Annotated in this window: 14 protein-coding genes; 6 read left to right on the forward strand and 8 right to left on the reverse strand. The window is 59.6% G+C overall.

All coding sequences use genetic code 11. From position 1 onward, the window contains the following. Positions 1–5: 5 nt before the first annotated feature. Complete coding sequence (locus ACZZ0B_RS10225) at positions 6–986, forward strand: LysR substrate-binding domain-containing protein (protein ID WP_463545078.1); 981 nt, start codon at positions 6–8, stop codon at positions 984–986. A gap of 43 nt (positions 987–1,029) precedes the next feature. Here ACZZ0B_RS10225 and ACZZ0B_RS10230 read toward each other — a convergent pair whose 3' ends face one another. Further along, entirely contained in the window at positions 1,030–1,821 is a 792-nt protein-coding gene (locus ACZZ0B_RS10230; RefSeq protein WP_463545079.1) for a hypothetical protein, read from the reverse strand. Positions 1,822–2,065: 244 nt separating this feature from the next. Between ACZZ0B_RS10230 and ACZZ0B_RS10235 the strand changes: the two genes are divergently transcribed. Then, positions 2,066–2,584 carry a GNAT family N-acetyltransferase gene (locus ACZZ0B_RS10235; protein WP_440094052.1) on the forward strand — a complete coding sequence of 173 codons (519 nt, stop codon included), beginning with the start codon at positions 2,066–2,068 and terminating at the stop codon, positions 2,582–2,584. Position 2,585: 1 nt separating this feature from the next. Here ACZZ0B_RS10235 and ACZZ0B_RS10240 read toward each other — a convergent pair whose 3' ends face one another. The 4 genes from ACZZ0B_RS10240 to ACZZ0B_RS10255 all read right to left on the reverse strand — a co-directional run bounded on the left by ACZZ0B_RS10240 (position 2,586) and on the right by ACZZ0B_RS10255 (position 6,277). Beyond that, entirely contained in the window at positions 2,586–3,278 is a 693-nt protein-coding gene (locus tag ACZZ0B_RS10240; RefSeq protein ID WP_463545080.1) for an aspartate/glutamate racemase family protein, read from the reverse strand. Positions 3,279–3,393: 115 nt separating this feature from the next. Beyond that, the gene (locus ACZZ0B_RS10245; protein WP_440094048.1) at positions 3,394–3,849 is read right to left on the reverse strand and encodes a DUF2599 domain-containing protein; all 456 of its coding nucleotides are present in this window, start codon (positions 3,847–3,849) and stop codon (positions 3,394–3,396) included. Continuing rightward, the gene (locus ACZZ0B_RS10250; RefSeq protein ID WP_463545081.1) at positions 3,846–4,814 is read right to left on the reverse strand and encodes a halovibrin HvnC; all 969 of its coding nucleotides are present in this window, start codon (positions 4,812–4,814) and stop codon (positions 3,846–3,848) included. Before ACZZ0B_RS10250 ends, ACZZ0B_RS10245 begins: the two co-directional genes overlap by 4 nt. A gap of 74 nt (positions 4,815–4,888) precedes the next feature. Next, positions 4,889–6,277: a hypothetical protein gene (locus tag ACZZ0B_RS10255; RefSeq protein WP_463545082.1), complete on the reverse strand. Its 1,389-nt coding sequence runs from the start codon at positions 6,275–6,277 to the stop codon at positions 4,889–4,891. Positions 6,278–6,488: 211 nt separating this feature from the next. Here ACZZ0B_RS10255 and ACZZ0B_RS10260 point away from each other — a divergent pair, with 211 nt between their 5' ends. Continuing rightward, positions 6,489–6,980: a hypothetical protein gene (locus ACZZ0B_RS10260; RefSeq protein ID WP_158834049.1), complete on the forward strand. Its 492-nt coding sequence runs from the start codon at positions 6,489–6,491 to the stop codon at positions 6,978–6,980. A gap of 149 nt (positions 6,981–7,129) precedes the next feature. On the opposite strand, the gene ACZZ0B_RS10265 is transcribed toward ACZZ0B_RS10260, so the two are convergent. Next, positions 7,130–7,348: a hypothetical protein gene (locus ACZZ0B_RS10265; protein WP_008081551.1), complete on the reverse strand. Its 219-nt coding sequence runs from the start codon at positions 7,346–7,348 to the stop codon at positions 7,130–7,132. An 18-nt stretch (positions 7,349–7,366) separates the two neighbouring features. Next, entirely contained in the window at positions 7,367–8,794 is a 1,428-nt protein-coding gene (gene ccoN, locus ACZZ0B_RS10270; protein ID WP_463545083.1) for a cytochrome-c oxidase, cbb3-type subunit I, read from the reverse strand. A 345-nt stretch (positions 8,795–9,139) separates the two neighbouring features. Between ccoN and ACZZ0B_RS10275 the strand changes: the two genes are divergently transcribed. From ACZZ0B_RS10275 to ACZZ0B_RS10285, 3 genes are all read left to right on the forward strand, one after another. Next, entirely contained in the window at positions 9,140–10,813 is a 1,674-nt protein-coding gene (locus ACZZ0B_RS10275; protein WP_463545084.1) for a nitrite/sulfite reductase, read from the forward strand. Next, the gene (locus tag ACZZ0B_RS10280; RefSeq protein WP_463545085.1) at positions 10,810–11,289 is read left to right on the forward strand and encodes a DUF934 domain-containing protein; all 480 of its coding nucleotides are present in this window, start codon (positions 10,810–10,812) and stop codon (positions 11,287–11,289) included. Before ACZZ0B_RS10275 ends, ACZZ0B_RS10280 begins: the two co-directional genes overlap by 4 nt. A 220-nt stretch (positions 11,290–11,509) precedes the next feature. Then, on the forward strand, positions 11,510–12,484 hold the full coding sequence (locus ACZZ0B_RS10285; RefSeq protein ID WP_008079337.1) for a hypothetical protein: 975 nt from the start codon (positions 11,510–11,512) through the stop codon (positions 12,482–12,484). A gap of 150 nt (positions 12,485–12,634) precedes the next feature. Here ACZZ0B_RS10285 and ACZZ0B_RS10290 read toward each other — a convergent pair whose 3' ends face one another. Next, positions 12,635–15,001 carry a tetratricopeptide repeat protein gene (locus tag ACZZ0B_RS10290; RefSeq protein ID WP_463545086.1) on the reverse strand — a complete coding sequence of 789 codons (2,367 nt, stop codon included), beginning with the start codon at positions 14,999–15,001 and terminating at the stop codon, positions 12,635–12,637. Positions 15,002–15,195: the final 194 nt, after the last annotated feature.

Genomic DNA, 15,195 nt, shown 5'->3' on the forward strand with positions numbered 1-15,195 from the left:
CATCGATGTCATTCACCGAACCCGCAGGACGACAGGGCAGCGCCGAGTATCGTTGGGCGCAGGACAAAGGCGATGGCTGGCTGGAGCATGCCGCAACGATTGATGCCGAGATTGCGCAATATTTTCTGGTGAGCGCCCGCTGCGGCTGCTTCATGCAGGCCGCGCGCAGCCTCAACGTGCGTTCGACCCTGCTGCGCAAACAACTGGCGCAGCTCGAACAAGACCTGCAGCACTCGTTGTTCAGCTTTCAGGGCAGTGCCCTGAGCCTGACCCGAGAAGGTCAGCAATTGCAGGCCAGACTGGTGGCGTTGGCCCACGAGCGCACATTGCCGGTGGTCGAACAACCGCTGATTCGCCTGGCCGTCGCCGAATCGATCCTGCATGACATCCTCGGCCGTGATCTGATCGCTTTGCTGCGCCGCAACGCCAGTGTGCGTCTGGACATTATTGCGCTGGACAGCGAGTTGTCCTTGCGCGCGGTCAGCGCCGATGTCGTGCTCTGGCTGGCCCACGGTGAAACCCCGCATCCCGGCCCGACCTTCGCAACGGGTGCAGCGCAGCGCCTGGCGCGCCTGGACTATCTGCCGCACATCGCCAAACGCTACTCCCGCGTCACCGCGCGCCCGGACACTACCGACGATCTGGCCGATTTCATGCTGGTGCAATGGCAACATGATCGACAGATCGACAGCTTTCGCCCCTGGAATACGCTGGTTGAACAACGGCTGGCCGGCGTGGTGCAAATGCAATCCTACGAACTGATGCTGGAAATGATCCGCTGCAGCGCGTGCATCGGTTTGCTGCCGACCTACATGAGTCGCTTTGATCGGGGACTGGTGGCGTTGCCAGGCTTGTTCGACGAACCCATGCAGTTACAGGCATGGCTGGCGGTGAATGCCGAATCCGAGCGGGTACCCGAAGTGCAAACCCTGATCGAGCTGATCCACCACACCTTCAACGAGCGCCGGGAGTGGTTTCAGGCGTGAAGCCGGTCGGGGTTGCCCGACGCCGGCGTCAGTCACCTGGCAATCAGTGACCGCCGAGGTTTTCGTCAACCGTCTGCACGGACGACCACGGCGTATCGGGGTCCGGACCGTTACCCAGTTGATCGGTGACGGTGAAGGAGAAGCTGAGTGTGCGATCCACACGCCTGGCCTTGTCGAGAAACGCGCGGTCGACAGTCAGGAGAATGCTTGTAGGTGCCGCCGAACCGGGGTTCGGCGGCTGCGGCGCTTCGTCTTTGCTCACGCTGACGTTGAGGTGTTCATCGTTGCATTTCAGGCTGATGCGGTCATAGGCGCGGCAGTAGGGGTAGGACACGCGGAGCTGCGCGCTGACGAAATCTGCGCCGACGCCGTTTTTGATGGCGTCGGGAAGCACCAGGGCCAGTTCGGAGTGTCCGCCCGGGTAGCGCGTTTGATGTTTCAGGCCTGGGCGGATGGCGTTGTAAAGAACCCTCAATGCAGGTTCGGAAGTGCCGATGTGCTGGCGCTTGCGCTCGACCGTGTAATACAGCTCGTTGACCCGGTCCGGCTGTAACCGACCGGTGGGAATACGCAGAAAAATACACGCGTCCGGGTCCTCAACCGTTTGTGCGCTTAGCAAGGCGGCTTGTCCTTGCAGCCACAGGGTCATGACATCACCTGATTTGAGTGTGCCTGACAATGGCGGATCGACCTTGACCTCGGCACCTTTGCCATCACTGACCAGGTCGTAGGCGTTCAGCGGCACACCGATATGTGCGCCTTCGACGGGAGTGGTCTGGCCCTTGACCCTTGGCGGGTAAAAAATGCTGACGACGAACGTATCGGGTGTGGTCACTGAAGGACGCTCCTGTGTATGCGCGGCAGGACTTATCAAAGCGTTTTTTGCGGGGGAATGCACCTGTCAGGTCTGACAGGTGGGGCGAGTTTGTGCCCGGCAGTGAACTGTTTTGAGTTGAGAGTCTTGATTTTTCAGAAGTCGGATCAAACTATCGCGGCCTTCGGCAGCACCTGCTGTTTGTGCGGGTTTGAGGTTACGGTTTAGAGTGGTCGGCCACACAGCGACCACGGAAGGACCTGCCATGCCTGAACACAACGACGCCATTCATATCGCGCGTTTCAACGAAAGCCACGTCGAGGGCATCACTGCGCTGTACAACGATCCGTTCGTGACTCGGCAGGTGCTGCAAATGCCGTTTCAGTCCACCGAGGTTTGGCGCAAACGCGTGATGCCGGACAATGAGCGAGTGGTGCAACTGGTGGCGCTGCATCAGGGCGTGGTGATTGGCAATCTCGGGCTGGAAAACTATTCACGGATCCGGCGCAGCCACGCCGGCAGTATCGGCATGGGTGTCGCCGTGGCATGGCAGCGTAAAGGGGTCGGTTCCCGGTTGCTGGCGGCGGCGCTGGAGGTGGCCGACAACTGGATGAATCTGCACCGCGTCGAACTGTCGGTGTACGCCGATAACGAGGCGGCGATCGGTCTCTACCGTAAATTCGGCTTCGAGACCGAGGGGCTGTTCCGTGACTACGCGGTGCGCGACGGGCAATGGGTGGACACCTTGAGCATGGCGCGCTTGCGCCACGTCGCCAAAGCCTGAATCAGTCGCCCAAGGCGAACGCCACCGCCGACTGCGCATGCAGCTCGGTGGTGTCGAGCAGGGGCACAGCGCTGTGTTCGGGTTTGATCAGCAGGCCGATTTCCGTGCAGCCGAGAATGATCGCTTGAGCACCGCGCGCGGTCAGCGATTCAATCACCTGCCGGTAGGTCTGGCGCGATGTCTCGCTGATGACGCCCACGCAGAGTTCTTCATAAATGATCCGGTGTACGTCCCTGCGCTCGGCGTCGTCCGGTATCAACACGGTCAAACCCCGGGCAATCAAGCGCTGCTTGAGGAAGTCCTGCTCCATGGTGAATGCAGTCCCCAGCAGCCCAACGGTCCGTGCTTCGATATCCAGCGCCGCCTGGGCGGCCGGTTCGGCAATGTGCAGAAACGGAATGGCGATCGCCGCCTGAATCTGCTCCGCGACCTTGTGCATGGTGTTGGTACACAGCACCACGCACTCTGCACCGCCTGCTTGCAGCCTGCGGGCGGCGTCCACCAGAATCGCTGTGGCATCGTCCCAGCGCCCGGCGTGCTGGGCTTGTTCGACCGGGCCGAAGTCGACGCTGTACATCAATAGCTGTGCAGAGCGCAGTGGCCCGAGGCAGTCGCGCACTTGCTGATTGATCAGTCGATAGTATTCAGCGCTGGACTCCCAGCTCATGCCGCCGATCAGGCCGATGGTACGCATTGAAATTCCTCGGGCAATGACCCGGTGGGTATGTCCGGGTCTGCCCGCAGTGTCCATGTGTTCAACGCGTGTTGCCAGCGCCAATCAACTGTATCGCTGATCTTTTACCCAAGTGTCATGGTGCGGGCTCCGGCAACGGCTCCGTGTGGTTGCAACCTGCTGCCAAGGTTTTGTCGTAGCCGACATCCGGACGACCTGGTTCGATAAACCATTCCGGTTTGTCGCGAGCGATCGCCAGATGGCAAATCACCTGATGGCGCATGCCATGGGTGTTGGCCCAATAGCGGCTGTTGGAGTAGTCGCGCGTCAGTTCATCCCACAGAAACGGTGTCGAGTCGGGTTGGGTTTCACGGCCGCAGGGCGTCGGTGTAATCGCAAACGACCATTGGTGGTCCCGGTAAACCCACTTGGCGCTTTGAATGTATCTATCGCAGCGCACAACGGTGATCGAGGTGCGGTCGGAGGCCGTTTTCAGCGCTTGCGCCTGTGCAACTGAACCGAGCCCCATGAGCAAACCGATGCTTGCCGCCGCGTACATCAGGCCATTTGCAAACGTGCGGGAGCGGCTCATTGCGTCACCGCCTGATCGGCTGCATCGTAGGTGAACGTGGCGGTGCCGATATTCGCGGCAGAGGGGGTCAGACGAATGATCGGCACGACGATTTTCGGGTTGGTCGAATTATGAAAATCCTTCTGGTTGTATTGGGCGTCGGCCAGGCCTTTGTTGTCCCCACCGTAGATATAGAAGAAGGCCATGAGCGGAAACTGATTCGGGGGGGCACTTTGCGTGCAGGACTTTTTCGGATCGGTCGAGGTCGGGTCGCACCAGGTCTTGACCAGCAGTTCGTTGTGTTCATTGACGCCACTGACGCCTGCCAGGCCTCTGGCGCGTATGGATTGATAGAAGGCCGGCGCTGCCAGGTGATTGCGACCATCACTGACGTCGAAGGCGCATTGACGCTGGTTGGGGTTGCCACCGGGTATTGACCAGACCGTATACCATTGCTCTGCGGTGGTTACGCCAGCGTTTTGGCAAAGTCGGCTCTGGGTGGGGTAGTCAGGGTGAGCAACGCAGACGGCATTGGTGTTGCGGGTTGTTGTCCAGGCGTCATATGGATAAGCGCACAGGTAGTCGAGATCGTATTTTTCCTTGGGGGCGCCGAAGATCGGAAAGATGATATAGCCGTTATTGTTCCCCCATGCCAGGCGCCCGAAGTTGGCATCCTTGCGTAGATAGGAAAAGGACACGCCGCCACTTTTCACAGAGGTGGGGCTGGGATCCCAGACCTTGTACTTCTGGGCCGGATCTTTCTCGGTGACCCTCAGAGTCACGCCTGAACAGAGAAAGGCTGGTCGCGAATCAATGCCATTGCAGTTGGCGGATGTCAGCCCGTAAAGCCGGGTGAGCTCTGTCGCGACAGCGGCGCCATCGAGGACTTGAATGTCGCGGGTGCTGACGATCTCGGGCGGTTGGGTCGCGGTCTGTACGCACCCGGCCAATAAAGCGATAACCAGTAAACCGAATATTTTACGCATGACGAATTCCTTGTCGTGGTGGGACAACGTTTGCAGAGACTTTCAGTGAGCGATTTGCGCGTGGTCGAGTACCGTTACAGCGTGACTCGCAGGCACCACGAAAAAATGATGGGATCAGTGCTGCCCACACGTTTTAGCGTGTAGTTGAACAACACGTCCTTCCCCCGGTTCTCCGTGAGCCACGCCGACGGAACCGCAACATCGGTGTAATTCGCCTGCCCGATGTACAACTCGTCGCCATAACGGGTGGTGACACCGTGCAGCGCGATCCGGTATTTGTAAGTGGCTTCAAGCGTCGGGTAATAAATTCGCAGATTGGTCTTGGCAGCGTTCAGAGTCGGTTCCGGGAGGGCGTGTTTTTGCGCTGTGATTCGAAGATCGAGCTCCTTGGAAGGGACGTCGGTGGTGGTACCTGGCAACTGGACCGTATACGAAACCTTTGCATTGCTGCGGATGCTGTCGACCACTTCCAGTCGCGGCACTTTGAAGGGCAGGATTTGCCCAGGCGTGTTGACTGTCTGGACATCACTGATCCATCTGAAATTACGACCGGCGAATATGGCTTTGACGCGTTGCCCGGTGTTGGAGCCGGTGTACGCAACCTCGACAGTGGCGAAATCCTCTCGATAGAAGTCGCGCTCGAAATTGATGACCGTGCCATTTGCGTCCTTGGCTTCCAGCACTTTCGGGGCGGTCAGGTCGAGGTCGACGCGTTTGACGTGGACGTCGATGAGGGTTGTCCGCGACCAGATGGCATTCGGGCCTGAGGAGTTGCCAATGACGTCCGTCACCCTGAAGCGCAATGCGAACTGAGGATTGTCCTGCCAGAAATCAGCGGTGGTCAGTGTGATGACGATTTGCTGGGCAGTGGCTTCGGCAGCGGTCACGGTGTGTTTTTTGTCGCCGGGTTTGCCGTCAAGGTAGAGCGTAATGACATCGCCCAGGCGCATATGAATGTATTGCAGTTTGACATCCACGCCCTGACTGGCGCGATCGGCATTGACTCCATTGGCAACCACATCGGCCGGTAGTGTCATGATCAGGTTTGGGTTGTCGCCGGAACCTGTCACTTCGCTGCCAGGGCGCGGTGTGTGGAAGAGAATTTTCAGGTCGAGAGAGGTTTCGGGTTGTTGGGGGGGTCTTGTCACGCGCAAGCGCATCAGGTTGATGCCGTTCGCGAGCTTGGTGGTTGGAAAATTCAGAGGGAATGATTTGTTCTCTTCACCTGCTCCGATGACTTTGCTGGCGTCCGCCGTATTGGAGCCGTTAAGTAACACTTCCGCGTTGTCATTCTCGGCCTGGGATGACCAGGGCTCGATCAGCAGAACGATGTTGCCGTCTTTATCCAGCGAAAGCGGAATGCCAACGTCTGGGTTATCCGGATGGATGATTGATGGGATCGAACCGGGGATTTTCGGGGGGAAAATGTCCGACCGTGGTTTACCGCCATTTGCGCCTGCCATGTCACCCGCTCCCGTTATCTGCCGTTGAGCAGTCATCTAATCCGCTGTGGCGCTTTGTGCCTACTGTCAGATCTGACAGGGGAGGTGCCGAAATCCATACCGTTCGTCGCTGCGAGCCATTGCCGGGAACAATGGCGTTTGCAGGATTAACGTACGGGCGTCCCTCGATCTGCCACTATCAAGCTTCGCAAGCTCCCCGAGGATCGTTCCAATGAATGACGTACAACAACTGGGCGAGATGCTTCGTCACTACGCCGAAAGCGAAGCGCACAAAAAACAATTGTTCGAGACCCAGTCGGCGACATGGGCAGCGCGGATTGCTGAGCTGTTTGCGCAGATTCAGCAGTGGCTGGAACCGGTGCAGGCGCCTCATCTGCTGGAAGTGAGCCGTGAAGCCTATGTCGCCTTCGGACCGAGCACGCCGGTGGAAACCTCGACCTTCAAGACCGAAAAGCTGAGCATCGTGATTGCCGGCAAACCGGTGGAGTTCGTGCCCGATGTGATGGGCAGCGCGGGCCAGATCTCACTGGCAGTGATGGGCCTGACCGCGGCGCGGTACGGCAGTATTTCGCTGGTGGGGTTGGCGGACGGTCAGTGGCAATGGCGCAAGACCAACGGGTTGAAAGATCCCGACACGTTCGTGTTTGATGCGAACTTCCTCGCGCAGCAATTGCAAAGCCTGATCCCGCGCGACCGCAACTGATCCAGAACCTGAATTTGCACGCAAGCCTGTAGGAGCTGCCGCAGGCTGCGATCTTTTGATCTTGGGACGCAGAGCGTCCTCGGCTGCATTCCCACGCAGAGCGTGGGAACGATCGATCGCAGCCTGCGGCAGCTCCTACAGGGGGGGGATTACATGTCGAGGTTGATCCAGCCGGGTTTGGCCACCTCTGGCGCCACCGCGTTTACGGTTTTACCAGTGGCCCGCTCAACCCGCCGCGCTACTTCCGGGTCATCGGCAAACGGCACCATGCTTGCTTCATCCAGGCTGTCCGCCGTCTCCCGCCGCAAGCAGTACTCCACCGCCAGCCACAGAAACACCACGCCCAACACATCAAAGAAAATCTCCATCACGAGTGGCTCCCTGCCTCAGGCGATCTGTGCTTCACGGTGGGCCAGCGCGACGTCCGCAACCCGCACCGTACGCCACACGTTGTAGGCCATCAGCAACATCCCCGTGAGGAAGAACACCCCGCCGGCAAAGCGCACGATGAACCCTGGATGACTGGCCTGCAGGGCTTCGACGAACGAATAGGTCAGCGTCCCGTCCTCGTTGATCGCCCGCCACATCAGGCCCTGAGTGATGCCGTTGACCCACATCGAAGCGATGTACAACACCGTGCCGATGGTCGCCAGCCAGAAGTGCAGGTTGATCAGCGGCGTGCTGTACATCTGCTCGCGGCCAAAGACTTTCGGCACCATGTGATAGGTCGCGCCGAAAGTGATCATTGCCACCCAGCCCAAGGCGCCGGCGTGTACGTGGCCGATGGTCCAGTCGGTGTAGTGGGAGAGGGCATTGACCGTTTTGATCGCCATCATCGGCCCTTCGAAGGTCGACATGCCGTAGAACGCCAGCGACAGCACGAGGAAGCGCAGGATCGGGTCGGTGCGCAACTTATGCCAGGCGCCGGACAAGGTCATCATGCCGTTGATCATCCCGCCCCAGCTCGGCGCGAGCAGGATCAGCGACATCGCCATGCCCAGTGACTGTGCCCAGTCCGGCAGCGCGGTGTAGTGCAAGTGATGCGGGCCGGCCCAGATGTACAGGGTGATCAGCGCCCAGAAATGCACGATCGACAACCGATACGAATACACCGGGCGGTTGACCTGTTTCGGCACGAAGTAATACATCATCCCGAGGAAACCGGTGGTCAAGAAGAAGCCCACCGCGTTGTGCCCGTACCACCACTGCACCATCGCATCGGTGGCGCCGGAATACACTGGATACGACTTGAACCAGTCCACCGGAATCGACAGGTGATTGACCACGTGGAGCATGGCGATCACCAGAATGAACGCGCCGAAAAACCAGTTGCCGACGTAGATGTGCTTGGTCTTGCGCTGCACCACGGTGGTGAAGAACACCACGGCGTAGGCGACCCAGACCACGGCCATCCACACCGCGCCAGAGAATTCGATCTCGGCGTATTCCTTGGTGGTGGTGCAGCCCAGCGGCAGGGTGATCAGCATGATCACGATCACCGATTGCCAGCCCCAGAAAGTGAACGCGGCGAGGGTGTCGGAATACAGCCGCACCTGACAGGTACGCTGCACCGCGTAGTAACTGGCGGCGAATTGCGCGCTGCCGGCGAAGCCAAAAATCACCAGGCTGGTGTGCAAAGGGCGCAAGCGGCCGAAGGTGGTCCACGGCAGGTCGAGGTTCATCTCTGGCCACACCAGTTGCGAGGCGATCAAAACCCCCATCGCCATCCCCACCACACCCCAGAAAATCGTCGCGATGACGAATTGGCGGACGACCTTGTAGTTGTAAGCCTGTCCGATTGTTGCTGTGCTCATGGTCAGTTCATCCACGGTTGCAAAGTCTTGCCAGGCCACCCGGTCTGGCATGAGCTGCACTGTAGAAACCCCACCAGAAACAAAACAGGCTCAGGAATCTTTCATTTGTGCGGATCAGATTGAAGTGCTGGCTGCGGCGTTCTGCCGCGCCCTGATATGGTTTTTATCGCTTCAGGTGAATCTGTAACGTGCTGCGCTGCATCGGCATAGTGCTATCAAAATCTGTAGGCCTTCGCCTGGTCGCGATAGCGGTGTGTCAGTCAACAGCAGTTGCCTGACACACCGCTATCGCGACCAGGCGAAGGCCTACAGGAATTGTGTGCGTCCTGATGAGGTGGCAGTGGCATGTATCAATACGATGATTACGACCGGGCGCTGGTGTTCGAGCGCGTTGCGCAGTTTCGCGATCAGGTCGAGCGCTTCCTGGCCGGGGAGTTGAGCGAAGAAGAGTTTCTGCCGCTGCGCCTGCAAAACGGCCTGTACATGCAGAAGCACGCCTACATGCTGCGGGTGGCGATTCCCTACGGCACGTTGAGCGCCGAGCAGATGCGCACCTTGGCGAGCATCGCCAGCGATTACGATCGCGGTTACGGCCACTTCACCACGCGGCAGAACATGCAGTTCAACTGGATCGAACTGGCCGAGGTACCGGACATCCTCGAACGCCTCGCGCAGGTCAACATGCACGCGATCCAGACCTCCGGCAACTGCGTGCGCAACATCACCACCGAAGCCTTCGCCGGGGTGGCGGCAGACGAATTGATCGACCCGCGCCCGCTGGCCGAGATTCTGCGGCAGTGGTCGACGATCAATCCGGAATTCCTGTTTCTGCCACGCAAATTCAAGATCGCCATTTGCTCGGCGAAGCAGGATCGCGCGGCGATCATGATGCATGACATCGGCCTGTATCTTTATCCTGGCCGCGACGGGCAGATGTTGCTGCGGGTCATCGTTGGCGGCGGTCTGGGGCGTACGCCGATCCTCGGCTTGCAGATTCGCGAAGGCTTGCCGTGGCAGCATTTGCTGTCTTACGTCGAGGCCGTTTTGCGCGTGTACAACCGCCATGGCCGGCGCGACAACAAGTACAAGGCGCGGATCAAGATACTGGTCAAGGCGCTGGGCATCGAGGCGTTCGCCAACGAAGTCGAAGAGGAATGGCAGCACCTCAAGGATGGCCCGGCGCAGTTGACCGAGGCTGAATATCAGCGCGTCGCCAGCGCCTTCGTGCCGCCGGACTATCGTGCACTGGCCGGCACGGATCTGGACTTCGGCACGCACCTGGCCGAGAGCCCGGCGTTTGCCCGTTGGGTCGCGCGCAATGTGCAGCCGCATAAAGTGCCCGGCTACACCAGCGTGGTGCTGTCGACCAAACCGGGCATGGCGGCGCCACCGGGGGACGTGACGGGCGGGCAGATGCTGGCGGTGGCCGACTGGTCGCAGCGCTTTGGTTTTGGCGAGATCCGCATTGCCCATGAGCAGAACATTGTCCTGCCGGATGTGCCCAAATCCGAGCTGTTTGCGCTGTGGCAACTGGCGTGCAAACACGATCTGGGCAGCGCCAACGTCGGCTTGCTCACCGACATCATTGCCTGCCCCGGCGGTGATTTCTGTGCGTTGGCCAACGCCAAGTCGATCCCGATCGCCCAGGCGATTCAGGCGCGTTTCGACAACCTCGATTACCTGCACGATCTGGGTGATATCAGCCTGAACATCTCCGGCTGCATAAACGCCTGTGGCCATCACCACATCGGCAACATCGGCATTCTCGGTGTCGATAAAAACGGCAGCGAGTGGTACCAGATCACCCTCGGCGGCGCCCAAGGCAAAAACAGTGCGTTGGGCAAAGTCATCGGCCCGTCGTTCAGCGCCGCTGAAGTGCCGCAGGTGATCGAGCGGATCATCGGCACGTTTGTCCGCTATCGCGAGCACGAGGAATTGTTCGTCGACACCGTTGCGCGGATCGGCCTGGAGCCATTCAAGGAGCGGGTCTATCCGAAGACGCTGGAGGCGACAGCATGAACAATCTGTTGCGGCTGGAGCAGGGCGTGGCGCGGATCGTGACGGATGATCCATGGACGCTGGTACGTGAGCCCTCGATGCCGAGGCCGCAAGGTTTGCTGATGTTGCCGCTGACACACTGGCTGGAGTCACCCTCGACCCACGCCGTGTGGCTCGGCCCGGACGATGAGGTGGAAAGCCTGGTGCCGTGGCTGGCGTCGCTGCCGTTGATCGCACTGGATTTTCCAAGTTTTCGCGATGGCCGCGCCTATAGTCAGGCGTATCTGCTGCGCAGTCGGTTCGGGTGGGCCGGGGAGTTGCGCGCGATTGGTGATGTGCTGCGTGATCAGCTCAGCCATATGCGCCAGTGCGGGTTTGACAGTTTTGCGGTGCGTGAGGACAAATCGGCTGAGGATGCGCTGAAAGGATTGGCGGGCATGAGCGTGTTGTATGGGCGTTCGGTGATCGAGCCGCGTCCGCTTTTTCGTCGGCGTTGACGGTTAAAAAAGATCGCAGCCTGCGGCAGCTCCTGCAGTGGATCGCGTGTAGGAGCTGCCGCAGGCTGCGATCTTTTGATCTTCGATGTACACCGGGGAAACCCCTAGAAACCTGACAAATCAGGCATTTTCCCTTGGGTCACTGATGGCCTTTTGGTAGAGTCGCCGTCGCCAGCGGGTTTTCGGCTGGACGATGGAACCGAAGAAGGGAGTCTGATCAGTGAGTCCGGGCAAAAAAATTCTCGGCCTCACAGCGTTTCTTTTGCTGCTGACGCTGTGGGCCAGTTACTTTTACGTATTCAAGGAAAACAGCGGCGGCCAGCTTGGCGGTGTCGGCGAAAGCACCGCGTGGTGCGGCACACCGCCGTCCACTGAAGCAGCGCTGCTGGGCAAGGATCAGTTGACCTTGCGCGTCACCAACAACCTGCGCGGCGAGTTCATGCTCAGCGGTTCGCTGGTGGTCTCGGAACGCACCTTCAACCGATATGACCTGGGCCGCAACGAGCTGCGTCTGCGCCTGGAGCCGTTGCAGTGGTCGTACGGCGTCACGCCGATCTTCCTTGAGCAGGTCAAGCTGCAGCCACTGAGCCGCAACTTGTCCGCCACCAACAAAAGCGCCTCCGCCGAGCTTGAGCCACGCCCGATCGGCGTGCAGGGCCAGGTCACCGAATTTCCGTTCGACACCTATCGCTACGGCTACAAACCGGTGCTCTATTACCTCAAGGGCAGCGAGCGCATCGACCTGCGCTTCAAGAACATCACCACGCTGATGGAGATGTCCAACACCTTTACGCCGATCCAGAAGTACAACCGCGTCGACTACATCAACGAGAAAAACTCGATGATCCGCGACGACGACTACAAAGCGTACGGGCCGCACGAATGCGCGTTCAGTGTCGAGCGCAAGGGTTCGTTCAAGGTGGTTGTGCTGTTGCTGCTGCTGGTGCTGTGCCTGCCGTTGTTGCTGGTGTTCTACCGTAATGAGCCGGGGATCGACTTTCTTGCCACGCTGTTGGGCGCTGCGATCGTGCGGGTATTGCTGATCGGTCCGGTGCAGGACTTCCAGCTGTACAACATCGATTTCCTCTTGGGGGCGGCGATTTTGCTGGTGGGCACGGTGTCGTTGATCAAGGCGATGCACATCAACAGCCGCCGCGAGATGGCATTGCGCAGTGGCGAAACCTCCTCCTGGTAAATCTGCGCTGAACCTGTAGGCGCTGCCGCAGGCTGCGATTGATCGTTCCCACGCTCTGCGTGGGAATGCCGCCGAGGTCGCTCGGCGTCCCAAAATCAAAAGATCGCAGCCTGCGGCAGCTCCTACATTGAACATTGCGGGCCAAGGGTTTTATTTCAGGGCCGGGTCGCCCATGTTCATTTTCTTCCAGCCTTGCAGCAGCACCTGCGCCTTCGGCTCTTGCCCGCTGTCGAGGTACCACTGGATCAGCGACAGCCGCGCGTTGCGGTTCGCCGGCTGAACCTTGAGCAGGCCTTCGAGTATTTCGCACGCCTCATCGACCTTGCCACTTTCATGCAATGCCACCGCGAGCACGTAGCCGTACTGCGCGTTCTGTGGCTCCAGTTGCGCGGCTTTTTTCAGCGCTGACATGGCCTCGCCAGGCTTGCCGGCGCGGATCAGCGACAGGCCTTGGGTGTGCTGCAACAGAGCGGCGTCCGGGTGTTCCTTGAGACTGTCCTGCAGCAGCTTTTGCGCCTCTTGCCCGCGACCATTGGCTTCCAGCCACTGCACCAGTGTGACCAGTGCCGGGTAGAAATCCGGGTCGCGCTTGAGGGCTGCGCGCAGCAAGTCTTCGACTTCCGAGCCACGACCGCTGGCCTGATACAGCATGGCCAGATTCAGATTGGCCTCGGCGCGTTCCAGAAGACTTTTCTGCACTGCTTCGTACTCGGCAATTGCCGACTCCCAGTGGGCTTGCGCTGCGCCGAGCGCGTTGCTGCGGGCGACCCCGAGCAAGTCCCGCGCCGCGACAATACGCACCGCTTTCACCGGATCGCCCAGCAGCGGCGATAACAACGGCGCGCGTTCCGGTGGCGGCAAGAACGCGCTGATCGCCCGCACCGCGCTTTCACGAACCTGCGGCTGTGGGTTTTTCAGGGCCTGAGTCGCCAGTTTCAGGGCCTGCTCGCTCGGATACAGCGGCAACTCTGCCAGCAATGTCGCCCGCTGAATCGCTGGCAGATCGCTGCGCTGCAACTGCTCATACAGCGCATCGGCGGCGCCGGGTTGACCATTGCGAATCAGCCACAGACTTTCGTCGTAACGCGGTGCCTGCGGGGCGGTAGAAGCGCTCCACAATTTGAACTTCGCCGTGACCTTGTCGCCGGCCTTGCCTTGATGGCAGGTCAGGCAGGCGTCCGGTGTGCCGAGCTTCTGCGCGCGTTCCGGGTTGGGAATGCTGAAACTGTGGTCGTGGCGCAAATCGTTGCCCATATAGAACTTGCCGGGCATGTGGCAATCCACGCATTGCGAACCGGGCTGCCCCAAGGTGTGGCGGGTGTGTTCAATGGAGTCGTAGTTTTTTGCTTGCAGGCCTTTGCCATCCACGCCTTCGACCGAGGTTTTGCCGGCGGTGTTGTGACATTGCAGGCACACCGCGTTACCCGGTGCTTTCAGTTCGTTGCTGTGCGGGTTGTGGCAATTGCTGCAACGCACGCCCTTGTCGAACATTTTGCTTTGCAGGAATGAGCCGTGCTCGAACACTTCGTCCTTGATCTTGCCGTCCAGCGCATACAGTTCTCGGGTGAGGGTGCTCGGCAGGTAATCGTCCATCAGCCGTTTGCCGACGGTGTAGCCATCGCCCAGCGGTGCGCGGCGTGCGTGGCAGCGGGCGCAAGTTTCGATTTCCACCGTGGCGTTTTTATCTTTGAGATCGACGTCGAAACCCTGGTGGATCAGGTCGCCTTTTTTCTTCGTCCATTCGAGGTGATTGGATGCCGCACCGTGGCAAGCCTGGCAACCAACCCCGAGGCTGTTCCACTGGCTGTTGAAGGTATTGCTCGCGGCATCGAAATTGCGCTTGAAACCGGTGGTATGGCATTCGACGCACATGAAGTTGGCGTTCTGGCTTGGCTTGCTCCAGTGCAGTGGATTCTTGAAGTTCACGCCCTGGCCGGGATAGAGATGAAACCAGCGGTGCTTCTCGGTATCCCACGCCACACCGAGGGCTTGCAGGCGACCTTCGCCGACGTCGAGCAGGTATTGCTGCAGCGGCGCGATGCCGAAGGTGTAGGCCACTTTGAAGTCGGCATTCTTGCCGTCGATGCCGGGCGTGTTGACCCAGAACTCATCGCCCTTGCGCGAGAAGCGCGTGGTGTCTTTTTCCGCCTTGAAGGTGACGTTGTTGAAGTCGCCGAGCATCGTCTCGGTGTTTGCCGCTTGCATCGCCAATTGGTGATGCGAGCCTTGCCAGTCCTTGACCTGCTCGTTGTGGCAGCCCTGGCATTGTTGCTCGTCGACCATCGTTGCCGGCTTCAGCGCCACCGCTTCGGGCTTGGCTGGAGCAGGAGCTGGTGCGGGCGCAGTGATCGGCGGCGCCTTGACCGGCACCGGTGCAGGGCTGAACAGAAACCAGCCGATGCCCGCCACGGCGGCCAGCAGCACACCGATGGTGAGGGGGAACACGTAGCGCGAAAAAAAAGAAGGTCGAGACGAATCAGGGTCAGGTTGTGCTGTTTTATTTTTATGCTTGGGCATTGCGACTTCCGTAGTCCAGGTGCATTTGCCGTCTGGCGTGCGTTCAAGCTCGGTGCAGCTTTGCCGTCTCGCGTGCGTCTGTCAAATGACGGTTGTGATCCGCTGCGCAGGTGCGCGTGAATGTTTTAATGTGCAATCGCATTTACTGAGGATTTAGCTATACCTGTAACTCCCGTTCTATAAAAGTTTTCGGC

It is taken from the genome of Pseudomonas sp. AC247, from assembly GCF_979258015.1.